Source organism: Enterobacter sp. JUb54 (assembly GCF_014298075.1).
GTDB classification, from domain to species: domain Bacteria; phylum Pseudomonadota; class Gammaproteobacteria; order Enterobacterales; family Enterobacteriaceae; genus Klebsiella; species Klebsiella lignicola.
Genome location: NZ_CP060418.1, coordinates 1,698,790 through 1,719,201, shown reverse-complemented (window position 1 = coordinate 1,719,201; position 20,412 = coordinate 1,698,790). Strand labels below are relative to the sequence as shown.

Sequence of the window (20,412 nt, the reverse complement as noted above, 5' to 3'; positions counted from 1 at the left end):
CTACCGCTGTCGTCATTGACGCTGGCGTACCATCATGCGTGGTGGGTACGGCGAGCGCTTAGTAATCAATTCCCATCTGCGCTTTGATCCCGGCATCGAAGGCGTGCTTCACCGGCCGCAGCTCGCTGACGGTATCGGCCAGGTCGATTAACTCGCGATGACAGCCGCGCCCGGTGATAATCACCGTTTGTTGGGCAGGGCGGTTGCGCAGTGCCGACAGCACCTCTTCAAGCGGCAGGTAGTCGTAGGCCACCATGTAGGTCAGCTCGTCAAGCAGAACCATATCCAGCGTCTCGTCAGCCAGCATCCGCCGCGCGTGTTGCCAGACGGCGAGGCAGGCAGCGGTGTCGCTTTCCCGATCCTGGGTATTCCAGGTAAACCCGGTGGCCATCACCTGAAATTCAACCCCGTGTGGCTCCAGCAGGTTGCGCTCGCCATTGGGCCAGGTACCTTTAATAAACTGGATGACGCCGGCTTTTTTACCATGCCCGATGGCACGGGTGACGGTGCCAAAACCGGCGGTGGTTTTTCCTTTCCCGTTACCGGTGAACACGATAACAATGCCGCGTTCTTCCTGCGCTGCCGCCACTCGGGCGTCGACTTTATCTTTTACCCGCTGCTGGCGTTCACGGTAACGTTCATCACTCATTGTGCAATTCCTGGTTTGCGCCCGGGCTGGGCATCGAAGGTCATTCCCGTCTTACGACGGCTGTCATCGCCCATCAACCATAAATAGACCGGCATGATATCGGCGGGAGTTTTCAGCTTTTGCGGATCTTCCGTCGGGAAGGCATTGGCGCGCATTTTGGTGCGCGTGCCACCCGGATTAATGCAGTTCACCCGCAGGTGACGGCTCTGATACTCTTCGGCCAGCACCTGCATCATCCCTTCAGTCGCAAACTTGGAGGCAGCGTATGCGCCCCAGTTGGCGCGTCCCTGACGGCCAACGCTGGAGGAGGTGAAGACCAATGAGCCCGACTCGGACTTCAGTAATAAAGGAAGCAGGGCCTGGGTCAGCATAAAGGTGCCGTTGACGTTAACCTGCATTACCTGCTGCCAGACGTCCGGTTTTTGCTGGTCCATCGGACACACGTCGCCCAGCAGGCCGGCGTTATGCAGCACGCCATCGAGGCGCGGGTAGTGGATGCTTATCTGTTGCGCCAGCTGCTGACACGCCTGAGGGGTACAGGTGAGCAGATCCAGCGTAAACCACGGCGCGGGGATCCCGCCGGCCTGTTGAATTTCATGCGAGACGCTTTTCAGCTTCTCTTCGTTACGCCCGACCAGGATAACGCTGGCGTTGTAGCGCGCGTAGGTCAGCGCGGCTTCACGACCGATCCCATCGCTGGCGCCGGTAACCAGAATGATGCGATCTTTTAATAAATGACTCTGCGGCTGATAGTGCACGGCGACTCCTTGAGCAATCTGCAGACGATCGCACGGTGTATTCGGTATCTCACTTTTGCGTTTTATGCCTGAAACAGGCGGCTATTGCAATCGGCGAAGGGGGAAACACGTATCGAAATGAATATCTTGCAACGTTTTCAGCGTCGCTAAAAAAAAGAGGAACGAGCCTCGTACCGCACACAAAGCGCAGAGACTTCCTGAAGGCGGCTGATGTACACTGTGCTTCAACGTCAGTGGTTTACACAAGGTGAAAACGTGGAATTACTTGCTCAATATGGCCTGTTTTTGGCCAAAATCGTGACAGTGGTTGTCGCGATTGCGGTTATTGCCGCAATTATCGTTAACCAGGCTCTGCGCAAGAAACAGCGCGGTGAGCTGCGGGTGACTAATCTTAGCGAGCAATACAAGGATATGCGGGAAGAGCTGGCGGTAGCGCTGCTCGATGGCCCGCATCAAAAGCTCTGGCATAAAGCGCAAAAGAAAAAGCTCAAGCAGGAGGCGAAAGCCGCCAAAGCGCGAGCCAAACTGGGATCGGCGGAGCCGGACAGCAAACCGCGTGCCTGGGTGCTGGATTTTAAAGGCAGTATGGATGCGCACGAAGTCGGTAGCCTGCGCGAAGAGATAACCGCAGTGCTGGCGGCGGTAAAACCCCGCGACCAGGTTATTCTGCGTCTGGAAAGCCCCGGTGGCGTGGTCCACGGTTATGGCCTGGCAGCCTCGCAACTGCAGCGTCTGCGTGACAAAAAAATTCCACTCACCGTCGCGGTCGATAAAGTCGCGGCCAGCGGTGGCTATATGATGGCCTGCGTGGCGAACAACATTGTTGCCGCTCCCTTTGCCATCCTCGGCTCTATCGGTGTGGTGGCGCAGATCCCAAACCTTCACCGTTTCCTGAAGAGCAAAGAGATCGATATTGAGCTGCATACCGCCGGGCAGTACAAACGGACCTTAACACTGCTGGGTGAGAACACCGATGAAGGCCGCCGCAAGTTCCGCGAAGACCTGAACGAGACCCATCAGTTGTTCAAAGATTTTGTCCATGAAATGCGCCCCTCGCTGGATATCGAGCAAGTGGCAACCGGTGAACACTGGTATGGCGTGCAGGCGCTGGAGAAGGGGCTGGTGGACGCGGTGAAAACCAGTGACGAGCTGCTTCTGGGCCTGATTGACACTCATGACGTGATTGCCGTGCGTTACCAGCAGCGTAAAAAAATGCTCGACCGCTTTACCGGGAGCGCCGCGGAAAGTGCCGACCGGTTACTGCTCCGCTGGTGGCAGCGGGGACAAAAACCGCTGATGTAACTGACTTATCAAACAACAACGCGAGGCAAATGCCTCGCGTTGACATTATGGGCTTTGGATATATTACAAAGCCTAATCTGCCAGGTGGTATTTGTCTGACAGCGTATGCGCCAGATATTTGAACATATTAAATACCGCAGTGCTCCTGGGCGTTGGCAGGCCTTGCTCATCAAGATAAAACTCGCCGCTGAAAACCAGTACGCCATTACGTTGAACAACGTCGGTCGCTTCGATTCCGGCGAGCGTGTCTTCATGTTCACGAATGAGTTTATTCGCTACTTCAAGTAGTGTCTGGCGATCGATAGGTTGGGTTGTATCTTGCATAACGGACTCCTGTGTTTCTTCCTGCGATAGTTTACGCCGCGTGGCGAGCAGGGGCAAATTTTCCATTTAGAATACATGGATAATGGCAAGGGTCTAAGAAACATGACTTTACTGGCAGGATTTGCATTTGCATGCTAATAAAGTTGCGTAACGAATTTTATCAGGTACAGTGTGACGCTTTCGGCGATCTGGCAACAGATTTGCTTGACATTCGGCCAAAAATTCTTCGTGCTATGTCACCTGACGGGCAAACGTCAGTAAACTCAGCTATCTGGTTTTATGGATGTGAAACCAGACGTGCAAAGGGTTGATATCCATCGACGGCGTCGCAACATTTGACGTACGCCACCCATGGATGGTGAATCAACATGTGCGATCTATTCCTGGATGAATCAAATTAGGTAAAGGTGAATATGGGTAAAGCTCTCGTTATCGTTGAGTCCCCGGCAAAAGCCAAAACGATCAATAAGTATCTGGGTAATGACTACGTGGTGAAATCCAGCGTCGGTCATATCCGCGATTTGCCGACCAGTGGCTCAGCCTCCAAAAAGAGCGCCGACTCTACCTCCACCAAAGGGGCTAAAAAGCCTAAAAAGGATGAACGTAGCGCTCTGGTCAATCGTATGGGCGTCGACCCATGGCATGACTGGGATGCACAGTACGAAGTACTTCCGGGTAAAGAAAAGGTAGTTTCAGAACTCAAACAGTTGGCTGAAAAAGCCGACCATATCTATCTCGCAACTGACCTTGACCGCGAAGGGGAGGCCATTGCATGGCACCTGCGGGAAGTTATCGGTGGAGATGAAAAACGCTATAGCCGCGTGGTGTTCAATGAAATCACTAAAAACGCGATCCGTCAGGCATTTGATAAGCCAGGCGAGCTGAATATCGATCGTGTGAATGCCCAGCAGGCGCGTCGCTTTATGGACCGCGTCGTGGGCTATATGGTTTCTCCGCTGCTGTGGAAAAAAATTGCGCGTGGCCTGTCTGCCGGCCGAGTCCAGTCCGTTGCTGTGCGTCTGGTGGTTGAACGCGAACGCGAAATTAAAGCCTTCGTCCCGGAAGAGTTCTGGGAAATCGACGCCAGTACCACCACGCCGGGGGGCGATGCCCTACCGCTGGAAGTCACGCATAAGCACGACAAGCCATTCCGTCCGGTTAACCGTGACGAGACCATGGCCGCGGTGGCGTTGCTGGAAAAAGCCAGCTACAGCGTCCTCGAGCGTGAAGATAAACCGACCAGCAGCAAGCCGGGTGCGCCGTTTATCACCTCGACGTTGCAGCAGGCCGCCAGTACGCGTCTGGGCTTTGGGGTAAAGAAAACCATGATGATGGCGCAGCGTCTCTATGAGGCGGGCTACATCACCTATATGCGTACCGACTCCACCAACCTGAGCCAGGACGCGCTCAGCATGGTTCGCGGGTATATCGACGATAACTTTGGTAAAAAGTATCTGCCGGAAAACGCCAACCAGTACACCAGCAAAGAAAACTCGCAGGAAGCGCACGAAGCGATTCGTCCTTCTGATGTGAGCGTGATGGCTGAAGACCTGAAAGGGATGGAAGCGGACGCGCTGAAACTGTATCAGCTGATCTGGCGCCAGTTTGTCGCCTGTCAGATGACACCGGCGCAGTACGACTCCACCACGCTGACCGTGAAGGCCGGTGACTTCAAACTGAAAGCGCGTGGTCGTACCCTGCGCTTTGACGGTTGGACCAAAGTGATGCCGGCGCTGCGTAAAGGCGATGAAGATCGCACCTTACCGGTGGTCAATCAGGGCGAGAGCCTGACCCTGGTTGAACTGATGCCAGCGCAGCACTTCACCAAACCGCCGGCGCGCTTTAGTGAAGCGTCGTTGGTAAAAGAGCTGGAGAAACGCGGTATCGGCCGTCCGTCTACCTATGCGTCGATCATCTCGACCATTCAGGATCGCGGTTACGTGCGGGTAGAAAACCGTCGCTTCTATGCAGAAAAAATGGGTGAGATTGTCACCGATCGCCTCGAAGAGAACTTCCGCGATCTGATGAACTACGATTTCACCGCGCAGATGGAAGACCGTCTTGACCAGGTGGCTAACCACCAGGCCGAGTGGCGTAAGGTGCTGGACCACTTCTTTGGCGACTTCACCACCCAGCTGGAAACGGCTGAGAAGGATCCGGAAGAGGGCGGCATGCAGCCGAACCCGATGGTGCTGACCAGCATCGACTGTCCGACCTGTGGCCGCAAGATGGGTATTCGTACCGCCAGCACCGGTGTGTTCCTCGGCTGCTCTGGCTACGCGTTGCCGCCGAAAGAACGCTGCAAAACCACCATTAACCTGGTGCCGGAAAATGAAGTGCTCAACGTGCTGGAAGGCGATGACGCCGAAACCAACGCGCTGCGTGCCAAACGTCGTTGCCAGAAATGCGGCACGGCGATGGACAGCTACCTGATCGATCCGAAGCGCAAGCTGCACGTCTGTGGTAACAACCCGACCTGCGACGGCTACGAGATTGAAGAGGGCGAATTCCGCATCAAGGGCTATGACGGCCCGGTCGTGGAGTGCGAGAAATGTGGTTCTGAAATGCACCTGAAAATGGGGCGTTTCGGCAAATACATGGCCTGCACCAACGACGAATGTAAGAATACGCGTAAAATTCTGCGTAATGGCGAAGTGGCTCCGCCGAAGGAAGATCCGGTTCCATTACCGGAACTGCCTTGTGAAAAATCGGATGCCTATTTTGTGCTGCGTGATGGTGCGGCAGGGGTCTTCCTTGCGGCTAACACCTTCCCGAAATCACGTGAAACACGTGCGCCATTAGTTGAAGAACTGTACCGCTTCCGCGATCGTCTGGCCGAGAAACTGCGTTATCTCGCCGATGCACCGCAGCAGGATCCTGAAGGCAACAAAACGCTGGTGCGTTTTAGCCGTAAGACCAAGCAGCAGTACGTGGCCTCAGAGAAAGATGGCAAAGCGACCGGCTGGTCAGCCTTCTATATTGATGGCAAATGGACTGAAGCGAAAAAGTAAGCGCATGACTCTCCTTGAAAGGGCCGCATAGCGGCCCTTTTTCTTGCTGATTTTTCAGCTAAAATGGTTTTTATTCCCCGCCTGAACGCTGCCTTATAACCGGCTTATTATTTTTTGTTAGTGTCTATACACTGAAGGTATAAATGATATAGTGGTTATAGTTAATCTCTTTTTTATTATTAAATCGTCTTATACATCATCGTTTCAGCGTGCCTGATGGCGATATCACTGCAACCCGCAGGGATCGTCCTGGCGTGCAACAGACCTCAATCGATTGAAACGTTCATGTATCAAGCTGGCTCATTTTACGCGTTAACGGATATCAGCCATGAAATTACAGCAGCTCCGCTACATCGTTGAGGTGGTTAACCATAATCTGAACGTCTCTTCTACTGCCGAAGGCCTGTATACCTCACAGCCCGGCATCAGTAAGCAGGTTCGGATGCTGGAAGATGAACTTGGCATTCAGATTTTTGCCCGTAGCGGCAAACACTTAACTCAGGTCACTCCTGCCGGCCAGGAGATCATCCGTATTGCACGCGAAGTGCTGTCCAAGGTTGATGCGATTAAATCGGTGGCCGGCGAACATACCTGGCCCGACAAAGGCTCATTGTACGTGGCCACCACCCACACCCAGGCCCGCTATGCGCTCCCTGGCGTGATTAAGGGCTTTATTGAACGTTATCCTCGAGTCTCTCTGCATATGCATCAGGGCTCGCCGACGCAGATTGCTGAAGCGGTCTCAAAGGGCAATGCCGATTTCGCCATCGCCACCGAAGCGCTGCATCTGTACGATGACCTGGTGATGCTACCGTGCTACCACTGGAATCGCTCGATCGTGGTGACGCCGGAACATCCGCTGGCCTCCCGAGGCTCGGTGACGATTGAAGAGCTGGCGCAATACCCGCTGGTGACCTACACCTTTGGCTTTACCGGCCGCTCCGAACTGGATACCGCGTTTAACCGTGCCGGGCTGACGCCGCGTATCGTCTTCACCGCCACCGATGCCGATGTCATCAAAACCTATGTGCGTCTGGGCCTTGGCGTCGGGGTGATTGCCAGCATGGCGGTTGATCCGGTCTCCGATCCGGATCTCGTCAAGCTGGATGCTAACGGCATCTTCAGCCACAGCACCACCAAAATAGGCTTCCGTCGCAGCACCTTCCTGCGTAGCTATATGTATGATTTTATTCAACGTTTTGCGCCGCATTTGACGCGTGATGTGGTTGATACGGCGGTGGCTTTACGTTCGAATGAAGACATTGAGGCGATGTTTAAAGATATTAAACTGCCGGAAAAGTGAGAGCACTGCATATCTGGCATCCCCGGGTGGGATGCCAAATCCTATAATGGCCCTTAATTACATTTGTAAACGTCGTCTAAATCACAAAAATCATTATTTCTATTAACACGAATGCAAATATACCCGGTGGGGTCAAAATAATAATCAAAGATAATAGGAGAAATCAGAATTCACTGGATTAATTTATTATCTCTAATTAAGCTTTAACTGTACCTGATAATTTTAGCGATTGGTGGTGATAAAATGATTAGTGATATCGATTATATGAAGTTGGCGATGTCACAGGAAAGTGACAAAACGGAGATTGATCCTGTGTTGAGGAGTCGGGCCTGGAGCGCCGTACTCATCGGGTTAGCGATGTTCTGGAGTATCATCGCGCTCGTCGTCTGTAACGTTTGGATCATCAGCTGAGCGTACATTTTCTGGAAGGCGGTATGTTTCATTTTTATGACAGCGAAATCGTGAGAAATTATTTTAGTTAATAACCCGCGGCGACAAGGAGGATATATTTCGCGACCACAAGTTTTAAACAATCATCCCTTCTGTTGAACTAATCGTCAGACACCTGGCGATTAGTTCTTTCTGTACTCATGTACTAATACGATTCCCTCAGACATATTCCTTTCTATCAATTTCATTCGACAATATACCCTGTCTTTATTCAGGTTTTTTGTTTTTAGCGCTTTTGCCGATTTTAGCAATTTGGGTTGTTATCAAAGTGTTATGGCTGGGATGTGTTATCTTTATTATTAACCCTGAGGAGATTCAGGGCATGCCATCCCTGCAATAAAGGAGGAGCTATGTCGTCAACCCTACGAGCAGCCAGTAAGGATACGCTACAGGTCAAAAATAAAACCTACCATTACTACAGCTTACCGCTGGCCGCTAAACAACTGGGCGATCTGACCCGTCTACCCAAATCGCTCAAAGTACTGCTGGAAAACCTGCTGCGCTGGCAGGACGGTGACTCCGTGACCGCCGAAGACATTCAGGCCCTCGCGGGCTGGCTTGAACATGCGCATGCTGACCGGGAGATTGCCTATCGTCCTGCGCGCGTGTTGATGCAAGATTTTACCGGCGTCCCGGCAGTGGTCGATTTAGCCGCCATGCGTGAAGCGGTAAAACGGTTGGGAGGAGATACGGCGAAGGTTAATCCGCTGTCGCCCGTTGATCTGGTGATTGACCACTCGGTGACGGTCGACCGCTTTGGCCATCAGTCGGCGTTCGAAGAGAACGTCCGCCTTGAAATGGAACGCAACCACGAACGGTATGTGTTCCTGCGCTGGGGGCAGCAGGCCTTCAGCCGCTTCAGCGTCGTGCCGCCGGGCACCGGTATTTGCCACCAGGTTAACCTCGAATACCTCGGGAAAGCGGTCTGGAGCGAAGAGCAAAACGGCGAGTGGCTCGCCTGGCCTGACACCCTGGTGGGAACCGACTCGCATACCACGATGATCAACGGGTTGGGGGTACTCGGCTGGGGCGTCGGCGGCATTGAAGCGGAAGCCGCAATGTTAGGACAGCCGGTCTCCATGCTGATCCCGGATGTGGTGGGCTTTAAGCTCAGCGGTAAACTGCGCGAAGGGATCACCGCCACCGACCTGGTGCTGACGGTAACCCAGATGCTGCGCCAGCATGGCGTGGTTGGTAAGTTTGTCGAATTCTATGGTGATGGTCTGGATTCACTGCCGCTGGCGGACCGTGCTACCATCGCCAATATGGCGCCTGAATACGGGGCGACCTGCGGTTTCTTCCCGATCGACGCCGTCACCCTGAGCTACATGCGCCTGAGTGGCCGCAGCGACGAGCAGGTGGCGCTGGTGGAAGCCTATGCCAAAGCGCAGGGCATGTGGCGCCAGTCCGGGGATGAGCCGGTCTTCACCAGCACGCTGGCGTTGGATATGGTTTCGGTGGAAGCCAGCCTGGCAGGGCCGAAGCGGCCGCAGGATCGCGTGGCGCTGGGCGATGTACCCAAGGCATTCACCGCCAGCAGCGAGCTGGAAGTCAATCGGGCACAAAACGCTCGTCAGCCGGTAGACTATACGCTGAACGGACACCATTACGCTTTGCCGGACGGTGCAGTGGCCATTGCCGCCATTACGTCGTGCACCAATACCTCCAACCCCAGCGTGCTGATGGCGGCCGGTCTGCTGGCGAAAAAAGCGGTGGAACTGGGCCTCAAACCACAGCCGTGGGTCAAAGCATCGCTGGCGCCGGGGTCCAAAGTGGTCTCGGATTACCTGGCGCATGCCGGACTGACGCCGTACCTCGATGCGCTTGGTTTTAACCTCGTCGGTTATGGCTGCACCACCTGTATCGGTAACTCCGGGCCGCTGCCAGAACCGATCGAAGAGGCCATCAAAAAAGGTGATTTAACCGTCGGCGCGGTGCTGTCGGGTAACCGTAACTTTGAAGGGCGCATTCATCCGCTGGTGAAAACCAACTGGCTGGCGTCGCCGCCGCTGGTGGTGGCCTATGCGCTGGCCGGGAATATGAACATCAACCTGACGAGCGACCCGCTGGGTACCAGTAAAGAGGGGCAGCCGGTCTATCTGAAAGATATCTGGCCGAGCGGCCATGAGATTGCTCGGGCGGTGGAGCAGGTCTCGACCGAGATGTTCCACAAAGAGTACGCGGAGGTGTTTGAAGGTACTGCGGAGTGGAAAGCGATTGAGGTCGAACGCTCCGACACCTATGACTGGCAGGAAGACTCCACCTACATTCGCCTGTCGCCCTTTTTTGATGACATGGGGGTACAGCCGAAGCCGGTGGAAGATATTCACGGGGCGCGCATTCTGGCGATGCTCGGGGACTCGGTCACTACCGACCATATTTCCCCTGCCGGGAGTATCAAAGCCGACAGCCCGGCCGGGCGCTATTTGCAAGAGCACGGCGTGGCGCGCGCGGACTTTAACTCCTACGGCTCCCGTCGCGGTAACCACGAAGTGATGATGCGCGGTACTTTTGCCAACATCCGTATTCGCAACGAAATGGTACCGGGCGTTGAGGGGGGGATGACCCGCCACCTGCCGGGCAGCGAACCAATCGCTATCTATGACGCGGCGATGCAGTATAAACGCGAGGGCGTACCGCTGGCGGTGGTCGCCGGGAAAGAGTACGGCTCCGGCTCCAGCCGCGACTGGGCAGCTAAAGGGCCGCGTCTGCTGGGCGTGCGGGTGGTGATTGCCGAGTCCTTCGAGCGTATTCACCGTTCTAACCTGATTGGGATGGGGATCCTGCCGCTGGAGTTCCCGCAGGGCGTCACGCGCAAAACGCTGGGCCTCAGTGGTGAAGAGCAGATCGACATCGGCAATCTTCAGGCGCTACAGCCTGGTGCAACGGTTGAGGTGGTCTTAACGCGCGCGGACGGCAGGCGGGAAGTGCTTGACTGCCGCTGCCGCATCGATACCGCCACAGAGCTCACCTACTATCAGAATGACGGCATTCTGCATTATGTGATCCGCAATATGCTGTAAATGTTGTAAAAAAAGGGCCAGCAATCGCTGGCCCTGAATCTTTTCAGACACCTTACTTATTCAGCAGGTGACCCATCTTCGCGGCTTTCGTATCCAGATAATGGGCATTCTTCGGATTGCGGCCGACAATCAGCGGCACGCGCTCGACGATATTGATACCGGCTTCGGTCAGGATTTCGACCTTCTTCGGGTTGTTGGTCAGCAGACGAACCTGGTCAACATGCAGAAGTTTGAACATATCGGCACACAGCGTGAAATCGCGCTCATCGGCGGCAAAACCCAGCTGATGGTTCGCTTCTACGGTGTCGTAGCCCTGATCCTGTAACGCATAGGCGCGGATCTTATTCAGCAGACCGATATTACGGCCTTCCTGACGATGGTACAGCAGAATGCCGCGTCCCTCTTCGGCAATATGGGAAAGGGCCGCTTCCAGCTGAAAACCACAATCACAACGCAGACTAAAAAGGGCATCGCCCGTTAAGCACTCAGAGTGTACGCGAGCCAGGACGGGCTGCTGGCCCGAAATGTCGCCGAATACCAGTGCGACATGGTCCTGCCCGGTTGCCAGTTCTTCAAATCCCACCATCAGGAAATCGCCCCAGGGGGTTGGCAGTTTGGCTTCTGCCACACGTTTAAGCTGCATGTGATTCTCCAGATTTTGTCAGCACCTGAATGTGCTTTCTGTTTGCCGCTATTTTGCCACAATGCCGTGACGTTCTCCTAATTACGCACGGCTGCCTGCGCGTAAAGCGCACAAACGAACCACTTTCCGTTATGATAGTCGGAAGATGAAATAAGGAGATAAGATGCTGTCGATAGCCAGACGAACTGCCGTTGCGGCGACACTGCTCATTGTTATGCCCGCCGTGGTCTGGATATCCGGATGGAAGTGGCAGCCCGGACTGCATGGTGCCGAACTCAAACTGCTGTACTGGGTGACCGAGAGCGTGACCCAGCCGTGGGGAATTATCACCCATACGCTGTTATGCGGCTGGTTCCTGTGGTGTCTGCGTTTTCGCCTGCGCGCGGCCGTGGTGCTGTTTATGATACTGGCGGCGGCAATATTGCTGGGGCAGGGCATTAAATCCTGGATTAAAGAGCAGGCGCAGGAACCGCGCCCGTATGTGGTCTGGTTAGAAAAGAGTCAACAGGTGCCCGTCGATCAATTCTACGCGTTAAAACGCAAAGAACGCGCTAAACTGGTGCATGAACAGCTGGCGCAGCAGCAGGATATTCCTAAATTCCTGCGTAAGCACTGGCAAAAAGAAACCGGGTTTGCGTTCCCTTCCGGCCACACCATGTTTGCCGCCAGCTGGGCGCTGCTCGGCGTGGGGCTGCTGTGGCCGCGTCGGCGTTGGTTGACCATGGCCGTTCTGCTGACGTGGGCAACGGCGGTGATGGGCAGCCGCCTGGCGCTGGGTATGCACTGGCCGCAGGACCTGATTGTTGCAACGCTTATCTCGTGGTTGCTGGTGACGCTGGCGACCTGGCTCACGCAGCGGCTGTGCGGTCCGCTTACGCCACCGGGCGAAGAGGCCCAGGATATTAAGAAACGGGCGATAAAACAGGAATAGCGTTGATTTTCGCGCCAGCCGGACACATATCCTGACAGGGTGTCATGCTTTTCCATTTCACCACTGCAGCGAAAATGATACTTTATAGGGCTGAATGCGGGATTTTTTCGCTCAACCCACAAAACGGGAAGTAGTGTGAAATATTTACTTATTTTCTTACTGGTACTCGCCATCTTCGTCATCTCGGTGACGCTGGGCGCGCAAAATGATCAACAGGTCACCTTCAACTATCTGCTTGCGCAGGGTGAATTCCGTATTTCAACGTTGCTGGCGGTCCTTTTCGCCGCAGGTTTTGCGATTGGCTGGCTGATTTGCGGCCTTTTCTGGCTGCGGGTACGCGTTTCCCTGGTTCGCGCTGAACGTAAAATTAAGCGTCTCGAACATCAAATTGCTCCTGCCAGCACCACGCCGGCTGGCGCAGCCGTTCCTGCGCTGAAGGAATAATCATTTATGCTGGAGTTGTTGTTTCTGCTTTTGCCCGTTGCCGCTGCTTATGGATGGTATATGGGGCGCAGAAGTGCACAACAGTCCAAACAGGACGATGCGAGCCGCCTGTCACGTGATTACGTGACCGGGGTGAACTTCCTGTTGAGCAATCAGCAGGATAAAGCCGTGGATCTGTTCCTCGACATGCTGAAAGAGGACACCGGCACCGTTGAGGCCCACCTGACGCTGGGTAACCTGTTCCGCTCCCGCGGCGAGGTTGACCGGGCAATTCGTATTCACCAGAGCCTGATGGAAAGCGCCTCGCTGACCTACGACCAGCGACTGCTGGCCGTGCAGCAGCTTGGTCGCGACTACATGGCCGCCGGCCTCTACGACCGCGCGGAAGATATGTTCAAGCAGCTGGTAGACGAGACCGATTTTCGCCTTGGCGCGTTGCAGCAGTTGCTGCAAATCTATCAGGCCACCAGCGACTGGCAGTCTGCTATTGATGTCGCCGAACGGCTGGTTAAGCTCGGCAAAGAAAAACACCGGGGCGATATCGCCAACTTCTGGTGTGAGCTGGCGCTGCAGCAGATGGCAAACAGCGATATGGACAAAGCCATGACGCTGCTGAAGAAAGGCGCAGCGGCTGACCGCAACAGCGCCCGGGTATCGATAATGATGGGCCGGGTGTGGATGGAGAAGGGCGACTACGCTAAAGCGGTAGAAAGCCTCGAGCGGGTCATCAATCAGGATAAAGAGCTGGTGGGGGAAACCCTCGATATGCTGCAGACCTGCTACCAGCAGCTGGGGAAACTCGACGAGTGGGAGCAGTTCTTACGCCGCTGTGCCGATGAAAACACCGGCGCCACCGCCGAGCTGATGCTGGCGCAAATTCTTGAGCAGCGGGAAGGGATCGAGTCTGCGCAAAACTATGTGACCCGCCAGCTGGAGCGTCATCCGACTATGCGGGTGTTCCACAAGCTGATGGACTATCACCTCAATGAAGCCGAAGAAGGGCGCGCGAAAGAGAGCCTCGGCGTGCTGCGCAATATGGTGGGTGAGCAGGTGCGCAGTAAACCGCGCTATCGCTGCCAGAAATGTGGTTTCACCGCCCATACGCTCTACTGGCACTGCCCGTCCTGCCGCTCATGGTCAACCATTAAACCGATTCGCGGCCTCGACGGACAATAACCGCCGCAAGGTCTAAAAAAAGTCGCGTTTTAGTTACAACATACTAATGAGTTTATCGCGTTTCACCACTTCAGCGCCGCAGACAGCCTCGTCTGGCAGGGGATAAAAGCAGCCTGTCAATTTGCCGATATCGCAGGTAGAATGCTGCCCGTTTACCTTTTTTGCGCCAGACGGCGCCTATCAACAATTAAGGTCTGGTCACGATGTCTACTGCTACCTCTTCTCCTCGCGTTGTTACATCCTCTCCGGTTGTTGTTGCGCTCGATTATGATAACCGCGACAAAGCGCTGGCATTTGTTGACCTTATCGACCCGCGCGATTGCCGCCTGAAGGTGGGCAAAGAGATGTTTACGCTGCTGGGGCCGCAGTTTGTTCGCGATCTGCATCAGCGTGGCTTCGAGGTGTTCCTCGATCTGAAATTCCATGATATCCCGAACACCACCGCTCGTGCTGTGGCAGCGGCGGCAGAGCTTGGCGTCTGGATGGTTAACGTGCATGCCTCCGGCGGCGCGCGGATGATGACCGCGGCGCGTGAAGCGCTGCTGCCGTTTGGTAACGATGCGCCACTGCTGATTGCCGTAACCGTACTGACCAGTATGGAAGCCTGCGACCTGCAGGATCTCGGGATCACGTTATCGCCTGCCGATCATGCAGCGAAGCTGGCGGCATTAACCCAGCGCTGTGGTCTGGATGGCGTGGTGTGCTCGGCGCAAGAAGCGGTGCGCTTCAAGCAGGAGCTGGGCCAGGCATTTAAGCTGGTCACGCCGGGTATCCGTCCGCAGGGCAGCGACGCGGGCGATCAGCGTCGTATTATGACCCCGGAACAGGCACAGGAAGCCGGCGTTGACTATATGGTTATCGGTCGTCCGGTCACCCAGTCTGCGGACCCGGCTGCGACCTTACGCAGCATCAATGCATCACTGCACAAGGGGGCATAATGAGCGATTCTAATAGCCGGCTGGTCTATTCGACCGACAGCGGCCGCATCGATGAACCCAAGGCGGTGGTGGAACGTCCGAAAGGTGACGGCGTGGTACGCATTCAGCGCCAGACCAGCGGCCGTAAAGGTAAGGGCGTATGCCTGATCACCGGAATCGACCTCGATGATGATGCGCTGGCGAAACTGGCCGCTGAGCTGAAAAAGAAATGCGGCTGCGGCGGTTCAGTTAAGGACGGTATTATTGAGATTCAGGGAGATAAGCGGGATCTGCTGAAATCGCTGCTGGAAGCCAAAGGCATGAAAGTAAAACTGGCGGGCGGTTAATATGACAAGGCCACGGTAAATACCGTGGCCTTGATACTTTCAGGTGCGTAAGTCTGATGAAGTAAATTATTTTTATTGGTTGTTCAGTTTAAAACTTATTTGCCAACCTGGTGGCCGATAATCCCACCGACAGCCGCGCCACCCAGAGTCCCCAGGGTGCTACCATCGGTTAATACTGCGCCACCAATTGCGCCCGCACCCGCACCAATAGCGGTATTACGATCGCGTTTAGACCAGTTAGAGCAAGCGCTCAGAGACATTGCGACGGTGATAGCCAGTACTGCGGCAGCCATTTTTTTGCTCGTTGAAGTCATCATAATTTTTCTCCTGAATAATCTATTCATGGATCCAACTTCCCTTAAATCATAGCGTGATGCTCAGGCTTAAGGGCTATTCCATGAAACTTAAGTTGCGCAGGTGTTACTTTAATCACGCGGGTGATAGTCACTTCCTGTTATATCGCTAACATTAATTCTACTTTTTTTAAATTTTACCGGCAGGTAAAAACTCTTAATTGCCGGCTCGGAAAACTCTCAGATAGGCCGCGTGGCGCCTGCGCCCACGATGGTGGGCGGCGGAAGGAGAAGCGAAAGGAGAAGGGGATGACTGGGGAGAAATCAGCTGCAGCTGACGATATCAACGGTTAAACCATTGGCCGCCAGCTGCTGGCGTGCATCGTCACTCAGGTTTTCATCGGTAATCAGGCGGCTAAAGAGCGTCGTCGGCCCGAGCGGATACGGATGCACCACGCTGAACTTCGAACTGTCGCTCAACACAATGGCTTCACATCCTTTCGCCAGCACCGCGTTGACCACATCGGCGCGCATCATATCTTTCCCGGTAAAACCGGTTTCCGGCTGCCAGCCATCAATACCGATAAAGGCCTTGCTGAAATGCACCTGCTGGATAAATTGCCGGGTCAGGGGGCCGACCATGCTTTCGCTGCGTTTCTGGTACAGTCCGCCGAGCAGAATTACTTCGCCAGGGGTCTCCTTCAGCAGATGGGCAATATAGCTGCTGACGGTAATGATGGTGATATCCCCGCGCTCAGCCAGCGTACGGGCCAGCAGGGCGTTACAGCTGCCGTTTTCGATAAACACCGTCTCTCCGGCATTGACCAGGCTGGCGGCCCGGCTGGCGAGCTCTCGCTTGATAGAGAAGTAGGTCATCATGCGGGTTTCGACATCTTCACTGTCCAACGGAACGGCGAAACCGTGAGTCCGGCGCAGATAGCTCTGCTTTTCCAGTAAATTTAAATCCTGGCGAATCGTAACTTCGGAAACACCGGTCATTTTGGCGAGATCGGCCACGCTCATGCGGCCTTTATCGATGACCATTTGCAAAATACTTTGTTGTCGGGCGTTCATAGCAACATCGCAGTTAGAGGGCTATTTTGCCGACAATCGACTCCAGCGGGCGATTGTGGCGAGATGGACGTTCAGATTTCCCAGGGTGCTTTTGGCTGGCCGGGCTTTGTTTCCGCTTGATCGTCAGTGAGCGCCTGAAGCTCCGCTTTCAGGATCTCCAGATTGTGGATCGCAGAGTGATAATCTCCAGCAACCAGAATATCCAGCACGGTATCGATGCGTTGGGCGAGCAGGCGGGCATTCAATTCAGACATAGCATTATCCTGGTGACAAAAACGAATGAAATCAATGATGCAAAAAACGGATGAAAAAGAGAAGTGAAAAAATAGCACAACATAAATCATTCGAGCATAAATGGCGGAGAAATGCGGTCAAATGAGGTGATAAAAAGAGCGGCCCCTGGGTTCAGGAGCCGCTGAGGCGTGCTATCAGGCGAACGGACGCGCGATGACGCTGCGGGTTTCCATGCGAACTTCAGCAATCTTGACGTCGATAACGTCAGTCACCTTGTAGACGGTCTCACCTTTGATCTGGACGGTGCCGTTTTCCTGGCTGCAGACCAGCTCATCGCGGACGGCGTGCAGGAACGGCGCCGGGATAAAGGCGACGGCGCCGTTATCCACCAGACGTACGCGCATACCGCCACGGCTGATATCAATGATTTCAGCGGCAAAACGGGTATCGGTCCCCGCCTGCGGATTCAGATAACGGGCATACAGCCAGTCACCGACATCGCGCTCGGCCATGCGGTTCAGGCGACGACGCTCGGCCATCTGAACGGCAACTTCATCCTGCGGACGAGAGGCACTTTCACCTTTGATAATCGCTTTCAGCAGACGATGGTTAATCATGTCGCCATACTTACGAATCGGTGAAGTCCAGGTGGCATAGGCTTCCAGGCCAAGGCCGAAGTGCGGGCCTGGCTCGGTGCTGATCTCTGCGTAGGACTGGAAACGACGAATGCGGCTGTCGAGGAAGCCTGATGGTTGGGCATCCAGTTCGCGACGCAGTTTACAGAAGCCGTCGAGGGTCAGGACTTCGACCGGATCAACATGCACGTCATGCGTTTTCAGCAGTGCTGCCAGCTGCTCGGTGTTCGCCGGATCAAAACCGGTATGAACGTTATAAACACCAAAGCCCAGCTTGTCGCGCAGGACACGAGCGGCGCAGATGTTGGCGGCAATCATTGACTCTTCGACGATGCGGTTGGCGATGCGGCGCGGTTCGGCCACGATATCCAGCACTTCGCCTTTTTCACCCAGCACGAAACGGTAGTCCGGGCGGTCTTTGAACACCAGCGCATGGGTCTGACGCCATTGGCTGCGGCGCAGGCAGACATCCTGCAGCAGGTTAATCTGCTGTGCGATAGCGTCGCTTTCTGGCTGCCAGCTGCCGGTTTTTTCCAGCCAGTCGGAGACGTTGTCATAAGCCAGCTTCGCTTTTGACTCGATGGTAGCGGCGAAGAATTCAATATCATCTTCGATAGTACCGTCGGCGGCCAGCGTCATGCGGCAGGCCAGAACCGGGCGCACAACCTGGGGGCGCAGCGAGCACAGGTCGTCAGACAGTTCACGCGGCAGCATCGGGATATTGAAGCCCGGCAGATAGTTGGTGAACGCGCGGATTTTTGCGGTCTGATCCAGCTTGCTACCTTCAGCAATCCAGGCGGTCGGATCGGCAATCGCGACGGTCAGGTGCAGTTTGCCGTCGTCGGCTGTCTCGACATACAGCGCATCATCCATATCTTCGGTGCTGGCGCTGTCGATGGTGACGAAGTCCAGCGCCGTTAAATCGCGACGTTCCAGACCTTCATCCTGCATCTCGGTGGCGACGCCATCCGGGGCTTCTTTTTCCAGATTATGGCGTGCCAGCGTGACCCACCAGGGAACGAAATGATCGTCACTGAAGGTAATGAACTGGGTTAATTCCGCGTAAAAACCACGGTCGCCTTTCAGCGGATGACGGCGCATTTCTGCAACGGCCCAGTCACCCTGTTGAAAATCATGGCTCACGCTACGGTCGGCGCGGCAAGGGATAGCGTCTTTCAGCAGCGGATGATCGGGAACAATCGACAGGCGGTCATCTTTCTTATGCACTTTACCGACGAAACGCGTCAGGAAAGGCTCAATCAATGTTTCCGGCTCAGCGCTTTCGCGCTCTTTTTCAGTGTGGATCACGGCGCTGATACGGTCGCCATGCATCACTTTTTTCATTTGCGGCGGCGGAATAAAGTAGCTTTTCTGCGCATCAACTTCGAGGAAGCCAAAGCCTTTTTCCGTACCCTTTACGACCCCTTCAACACGAGGAGTCTGAGAATGCAGTTGCTGTTTAAGCTGCGCGAGCAGCGGGTTGTCCTGAAACATAATTAGGTATTTTCGTGGCTAAAAGAGCGGCTGACATTTTTACGCGATAATGCCTGTTGCAGCAAGCGATGTTTGGCATTTTAGGTCTGCTGACTCACATTCCCGAGGGCGATTTTCAGACGATTAATCCAGCCGCACAAACCGCACCACGCCAGAATATCGATAATCTCTCGCGGCGAAAGCCCCTGCTCGATCAACGGGGTTAATTGCGCAGCGCTTAACCGGGCAGGAGCGCGGGTTAAAAGTTGTGCCGCCTGCAGCAGCGCGTACTCATCGGGATGGTTTTTTCCCCAGTGCGTCAGGCCGTTATCGTCATGACGCAGCAGTGTGGACAGCGCGTCGCTTTCTCCGTCCGTCTGCACCCAGGCGTTAAAACAGCTGACGCTTCCGTTGATGCGGGCGGACAGCAGCGCCATCGACGCGGCATGGGGCTGAAGGTCGTGTAAACGGCCCAGCAGGGTATTCTGGGTTTTGAAAATGGCTTCGTGGGTCGCCAGCAGCGGCGCCAGCGCGGAAAATTCAGAGTGTGGCTGACAGCTTGCCAGCAGGGCCTGGCGATCATCATCCGCATAGCGCCATTCGGTTTCGTTCACATCGGGCTGCCAGCTGACGGGATCGGGCGAAAACAGCTCTGCCGGGGCATCGTCTTGCTGCGGCATACCCGGCATCCAGCGCACCGGGAAGCCCATTAGCGCGTGAAAGGTGGCAATGGTCCGCGCCTGAAAGCCGATAAAGCCAATAATTTGATTGATGAGGATGATATCGCGTGGGGTTAAGCCCACCTCATCGAGCTGGCTGCGGGACAGCGCGGTAATTACCGACGGGGAACTGGCTAACTGGCGGGCATATTGCGTAATTTGTGCCAGCCGGCGATTGCTTTCCCGGGAAGAGTCCGGGCCGGACAGCGGCGCGAGGCGTGCGGCATAATGATTACACAGCCGCTGGACGCCATACACCTGGGCGACGGTCAGGGCGGTGCTCAGGCGATCGTAGGCACTCAATGTATGTAATCGGTTGACCATCACGGTGGCAGGGAAAAAGGCATCGGCCAGCCGCCTGGCCGGCAGCAGCCAGCCTGCATGCACCTGGCTCCAGGCTTCCGGCAACGTCAGATCGAGTAAAAAGCGGTCTTCGACATCGGCGGCTTCAGGGACGAGTGGCAGTACATCGACCGGGCAGATGGTTGACTGGGTTTCATGATACCAGTGATTTTTGCCATAAACGCGGCGTTGCTCCATGGGCGTTCCTTGATAGGTATATGACTAGCCGCACTTTTGTGGGCCATATATGCATAACTATCCTGGCGTAACCCTGAGGCAGTAGAAAATATTGATCCGTGCTAACAAATAGCGGATTGGAATAACAGAAAGGGGAACAGGCGGGGGAGACCCCTCCTCAGAGACC

Annotated in this window: 19 protein-coding genes; 10 read left to right on the top strand and 9 right to left on the bottom strand. The window is 55.0% G+C overall.

Annotated features, from left to right (window positions below; genetic code table 11):
• Window positions 1-58 precede the first annotated feature (58 nt).
• Together cobO and HF679_RS07835 are read right to left on the bottom strand one after the other, a co-directional pair.
• Complete coding sequence (gene cobO, locus HF679_RS07840; protein WP_154143692.1) at window positions 59-649, bottom strand: cob(I)yrinic acid a,c-diamide adenosyltransferase; 591 nt, start codon at window positions 647-649, stop codon at window positions 59-61.
• The gene (locus HF679_RS07835) at window positions 646-1,407 is read right to left on the bottom strand and encodes a YciK family oxidoreductase (RefSeq protein WP_123754037.1); all 762 of its coding nucleotides are present in this window, start codon (window positions 1,405-1,407) and stop codon (window positions 646-648) included. The genes cobO and HF679_RS07835 overlap by 4 nt, the downstream gene beginning before the upstream one ends.
• A 255-nt stretch (window positions 1,408-1,662) precedes the next feature.
• On the opposite strand from HF679_RS07835, the gene sohB reads away from it, so the two are divergent.
• A complete protein-coding gene (sohB, locus tag HF679_RS07830) occupies window positions 1,663-2,709 on the top strand; it encodes a protease SohB (RefSeq protein WP_187042814.1) in 1,047 nt (348 codons plus the stop codon).
• 72 nt (window positions 2,710-2,781) lie between these two features.
• On the opposite strand, the gene HF679_RS07825 is transcribed toward sohB, so the two are convergent.
• Window positions 2,782-3,033 (bottom strand): YciN family protein, encoded by a 252-nt coding sequence (locus HF679_RS07825; RefSeq protein ID WP_123754038.1) that lies wholly within the window; start codon window positions 3,031-3,033, stop codon window positions 2,782-2,784.
• Between the two features lie 413 nt (window positions 3,034-3,446).
• On the opposite strand from HF679_RS07825, the gene topA reads away from it, so the two are divergent.
• The 4 genes from topA (at window position 3,447) to acnA (ending at window position 10,820) form a co-directional block, all read left to right on the top strand.
• Window positions 3,447-6,044, top strand: a complete 2,598-nt coding sequence (gene topA, locus HF679_RS07820; RefSeq protein WP_123754039.1) for a type I DNA topoisomerase — start codon at window positions 3,447-3,449, stop codon at window positions 6,042-6,044.
• A gap of 328 nt (window positions 6,045-6,372) precedes the next feature.
• Complete coding sequence (gene cysB / locus HF679_RS07815; protein WP_004861036.1) at window positions 6,373-7,347, top strand: HTH-type transcriptional regulator CysB; 975 nt, start codon at window positions 6,373-6,375, stop codon at window positions 7,345-7,347.
• 243 nt (window positions 7,348-7,590) lie between these two features.
• On the top strand, window positions 7,591-7,758 hold the full coding sequence (locus HF679_RS07810; RefSeq protein ID WP_123754040.1) for a YmiA family putative membrane protein: 168 nt from the start codon (window positions 7,591-7,593) through the stop codon (window positions 7,756-7,758).
• Window positions 7,759-8,147: 389 nt separating this feature from the next.
• Window positions 8,148-10,820, top strand: a complete 2,673-nt coding sequence (gene acnA, locus HF679_RS07805; RefSeq protein ID WP_187042813.1) for an aconitate hydratase AcnA — start codon at window positions 8,148-8,150, stop codon at window positions 10,818-10,820.
• Between the two features lie 52 nt (window positions 10,821-10,872).
• Here acnA and ribA read toward each other — a convergent pair whose 3' ends face one another.
• A complete protein-coding gene (gene ribA, locus HF679_RS07800) occupies window positions 10,873-11,463 on the bottom strand; it encodes a GTP cyclohydrolase II (protein ID WP_123754042.1) in 591 nt (196 codons plus the stop codon).
• 163 nt (window positions 11,464-11,626) lie between these two features.
• Here ribA and pgpB point away from each other — a divergent pair, with 163 nt between their 5' ends.
• From pgpB to yciH, 5 genes are all read left to right on the top strand, one after another.
• On the top strand, window positions 11,627-12,394 hold the full coding sequence (gene pgpB / locus HF679_RS07795; RefSeq protein ID WP_123754043.1) for a phosphatidylglycerophosphatase B: 768 nt from the start codon (window positions 11,627-11,629) through the stop codon (window positions 12,392-12,394).
• Between the two features lie 135 nt (window positions 12,395-12,529).
• Entirely contained in the window at window positions 12,530-12,838 is a 309-nt protein-coding gene (locus tag HF679_RS07790) for a LapA family protein (RefSeq protein ID WP_174508913.1), read from the top strand.
• A gap of 6 nt (window positions 12,839-12,844) precedes the next feature.
• Window positions 12,845-14,014 carry a lipopolysaccharide assembly protein LapB gene (gene lapB / locus HF679_RS07785; protein ID WP_123754045.1) on the top strand — a complete coding sequence of 390 codons (1,170 nt, stop codon included), beginning with the start codon at window positions 12,845-12,847 and terminating at the stop codon, window positions 14,012-14,014.
• Window positions 14,015-14,217: 203 nt separating this feature from the next.
• On the top strand, window positions 14,218-14,952 hold the full coding sequence (gene pyrF, locus HF679_RS07780; protein ID WP_123754046.1) for an orotidine-5'-phosphate decarboxylase: 735 nt from the start codon (window positions 14,218-14,220) through the stop codon (window positions 14,950-14,952).
• Complete coding sequence (gene yciH / locus HF679_RS07775; protein ID WP_174508910.1) at window positions 14,952-15,278, top strand: stress response translation initiation inhibitor YciH; 327 nt, start codon at window positions 14,952-14,954, stop codon at window positions 15,276-15,278. The genes pyrF and yciH overlap by 1 nt, the downstream gene beginning before the upstream one ends.
• 95 nt (window positions 15,279-15,373) lie before the next feature.
• Here the strand turns inward: yciH and osmB are convergent, their stop codons facing one another.
• The 5 genes from osmB to HF679_RS07750 form a co-directional block, all read right to left on the bottom strand.
• Window positions 15,374-15,592, bottom strand: coding sequence for an osmotically-inducible lipoprotein OsmB (osmB, locus tag HF679_RS07770; protein WP_123755455.1), 219 nt, complete (start codon window positions 15,590-15,592; stop codon window positions 15,374-15,376).
• 303 nt (window positions 15,593-15,895) lie between these two features.
• Window positions 15,896-16,645 (bottom strand): DNA-binding transcriptional regulator YciT, encoded by a 750-nt coding sequence (locus HF679_RS07765; RefSeq protein ID WP_123754049.1) that lies wholly within the window; start codon window positions 16,643-16,645, stop codon window positions 15,896-15,898.
• Window positions 16,646-16,716: 71 nt separating this feature from the next.
• Window positions 16,717-16,899, bottom strand: coding sequence for a hypothetical protein (locus HF679_RS07760; RefSeq protein ID WP_123754050.1), 183 nt, complete (start codon window positions 16,897-16,899; stop codon window positions 16,717-16,719).
• A 174-nt stretch (window positions 16,900-17,073) separates the two neighbouring features.
• Entirely contained in the window at window positions 17,074-19,008 is a 1,935-nt protein-coding gene (locus tag HF679_RS07755; RefSeq protein ID WP_123754051.1) for an exoribonuclease II, read from the bottom strand.
• 80 nt (window positions 19,009-19,088) lie between these two features.
• Window positions 19,089-20,246 (bottom strand): CMD domain-containing protein, encoded by a 1,158-nt coding sequence (locus HF679_RS07750; protein WP_187042812.1) that lies wholly within the window; start codon window positions 20,244-20,246, stop codon window positions 19,089-19,091.
• Window positions 20,247-20,412: the final 166 nt, after the last annotated feature.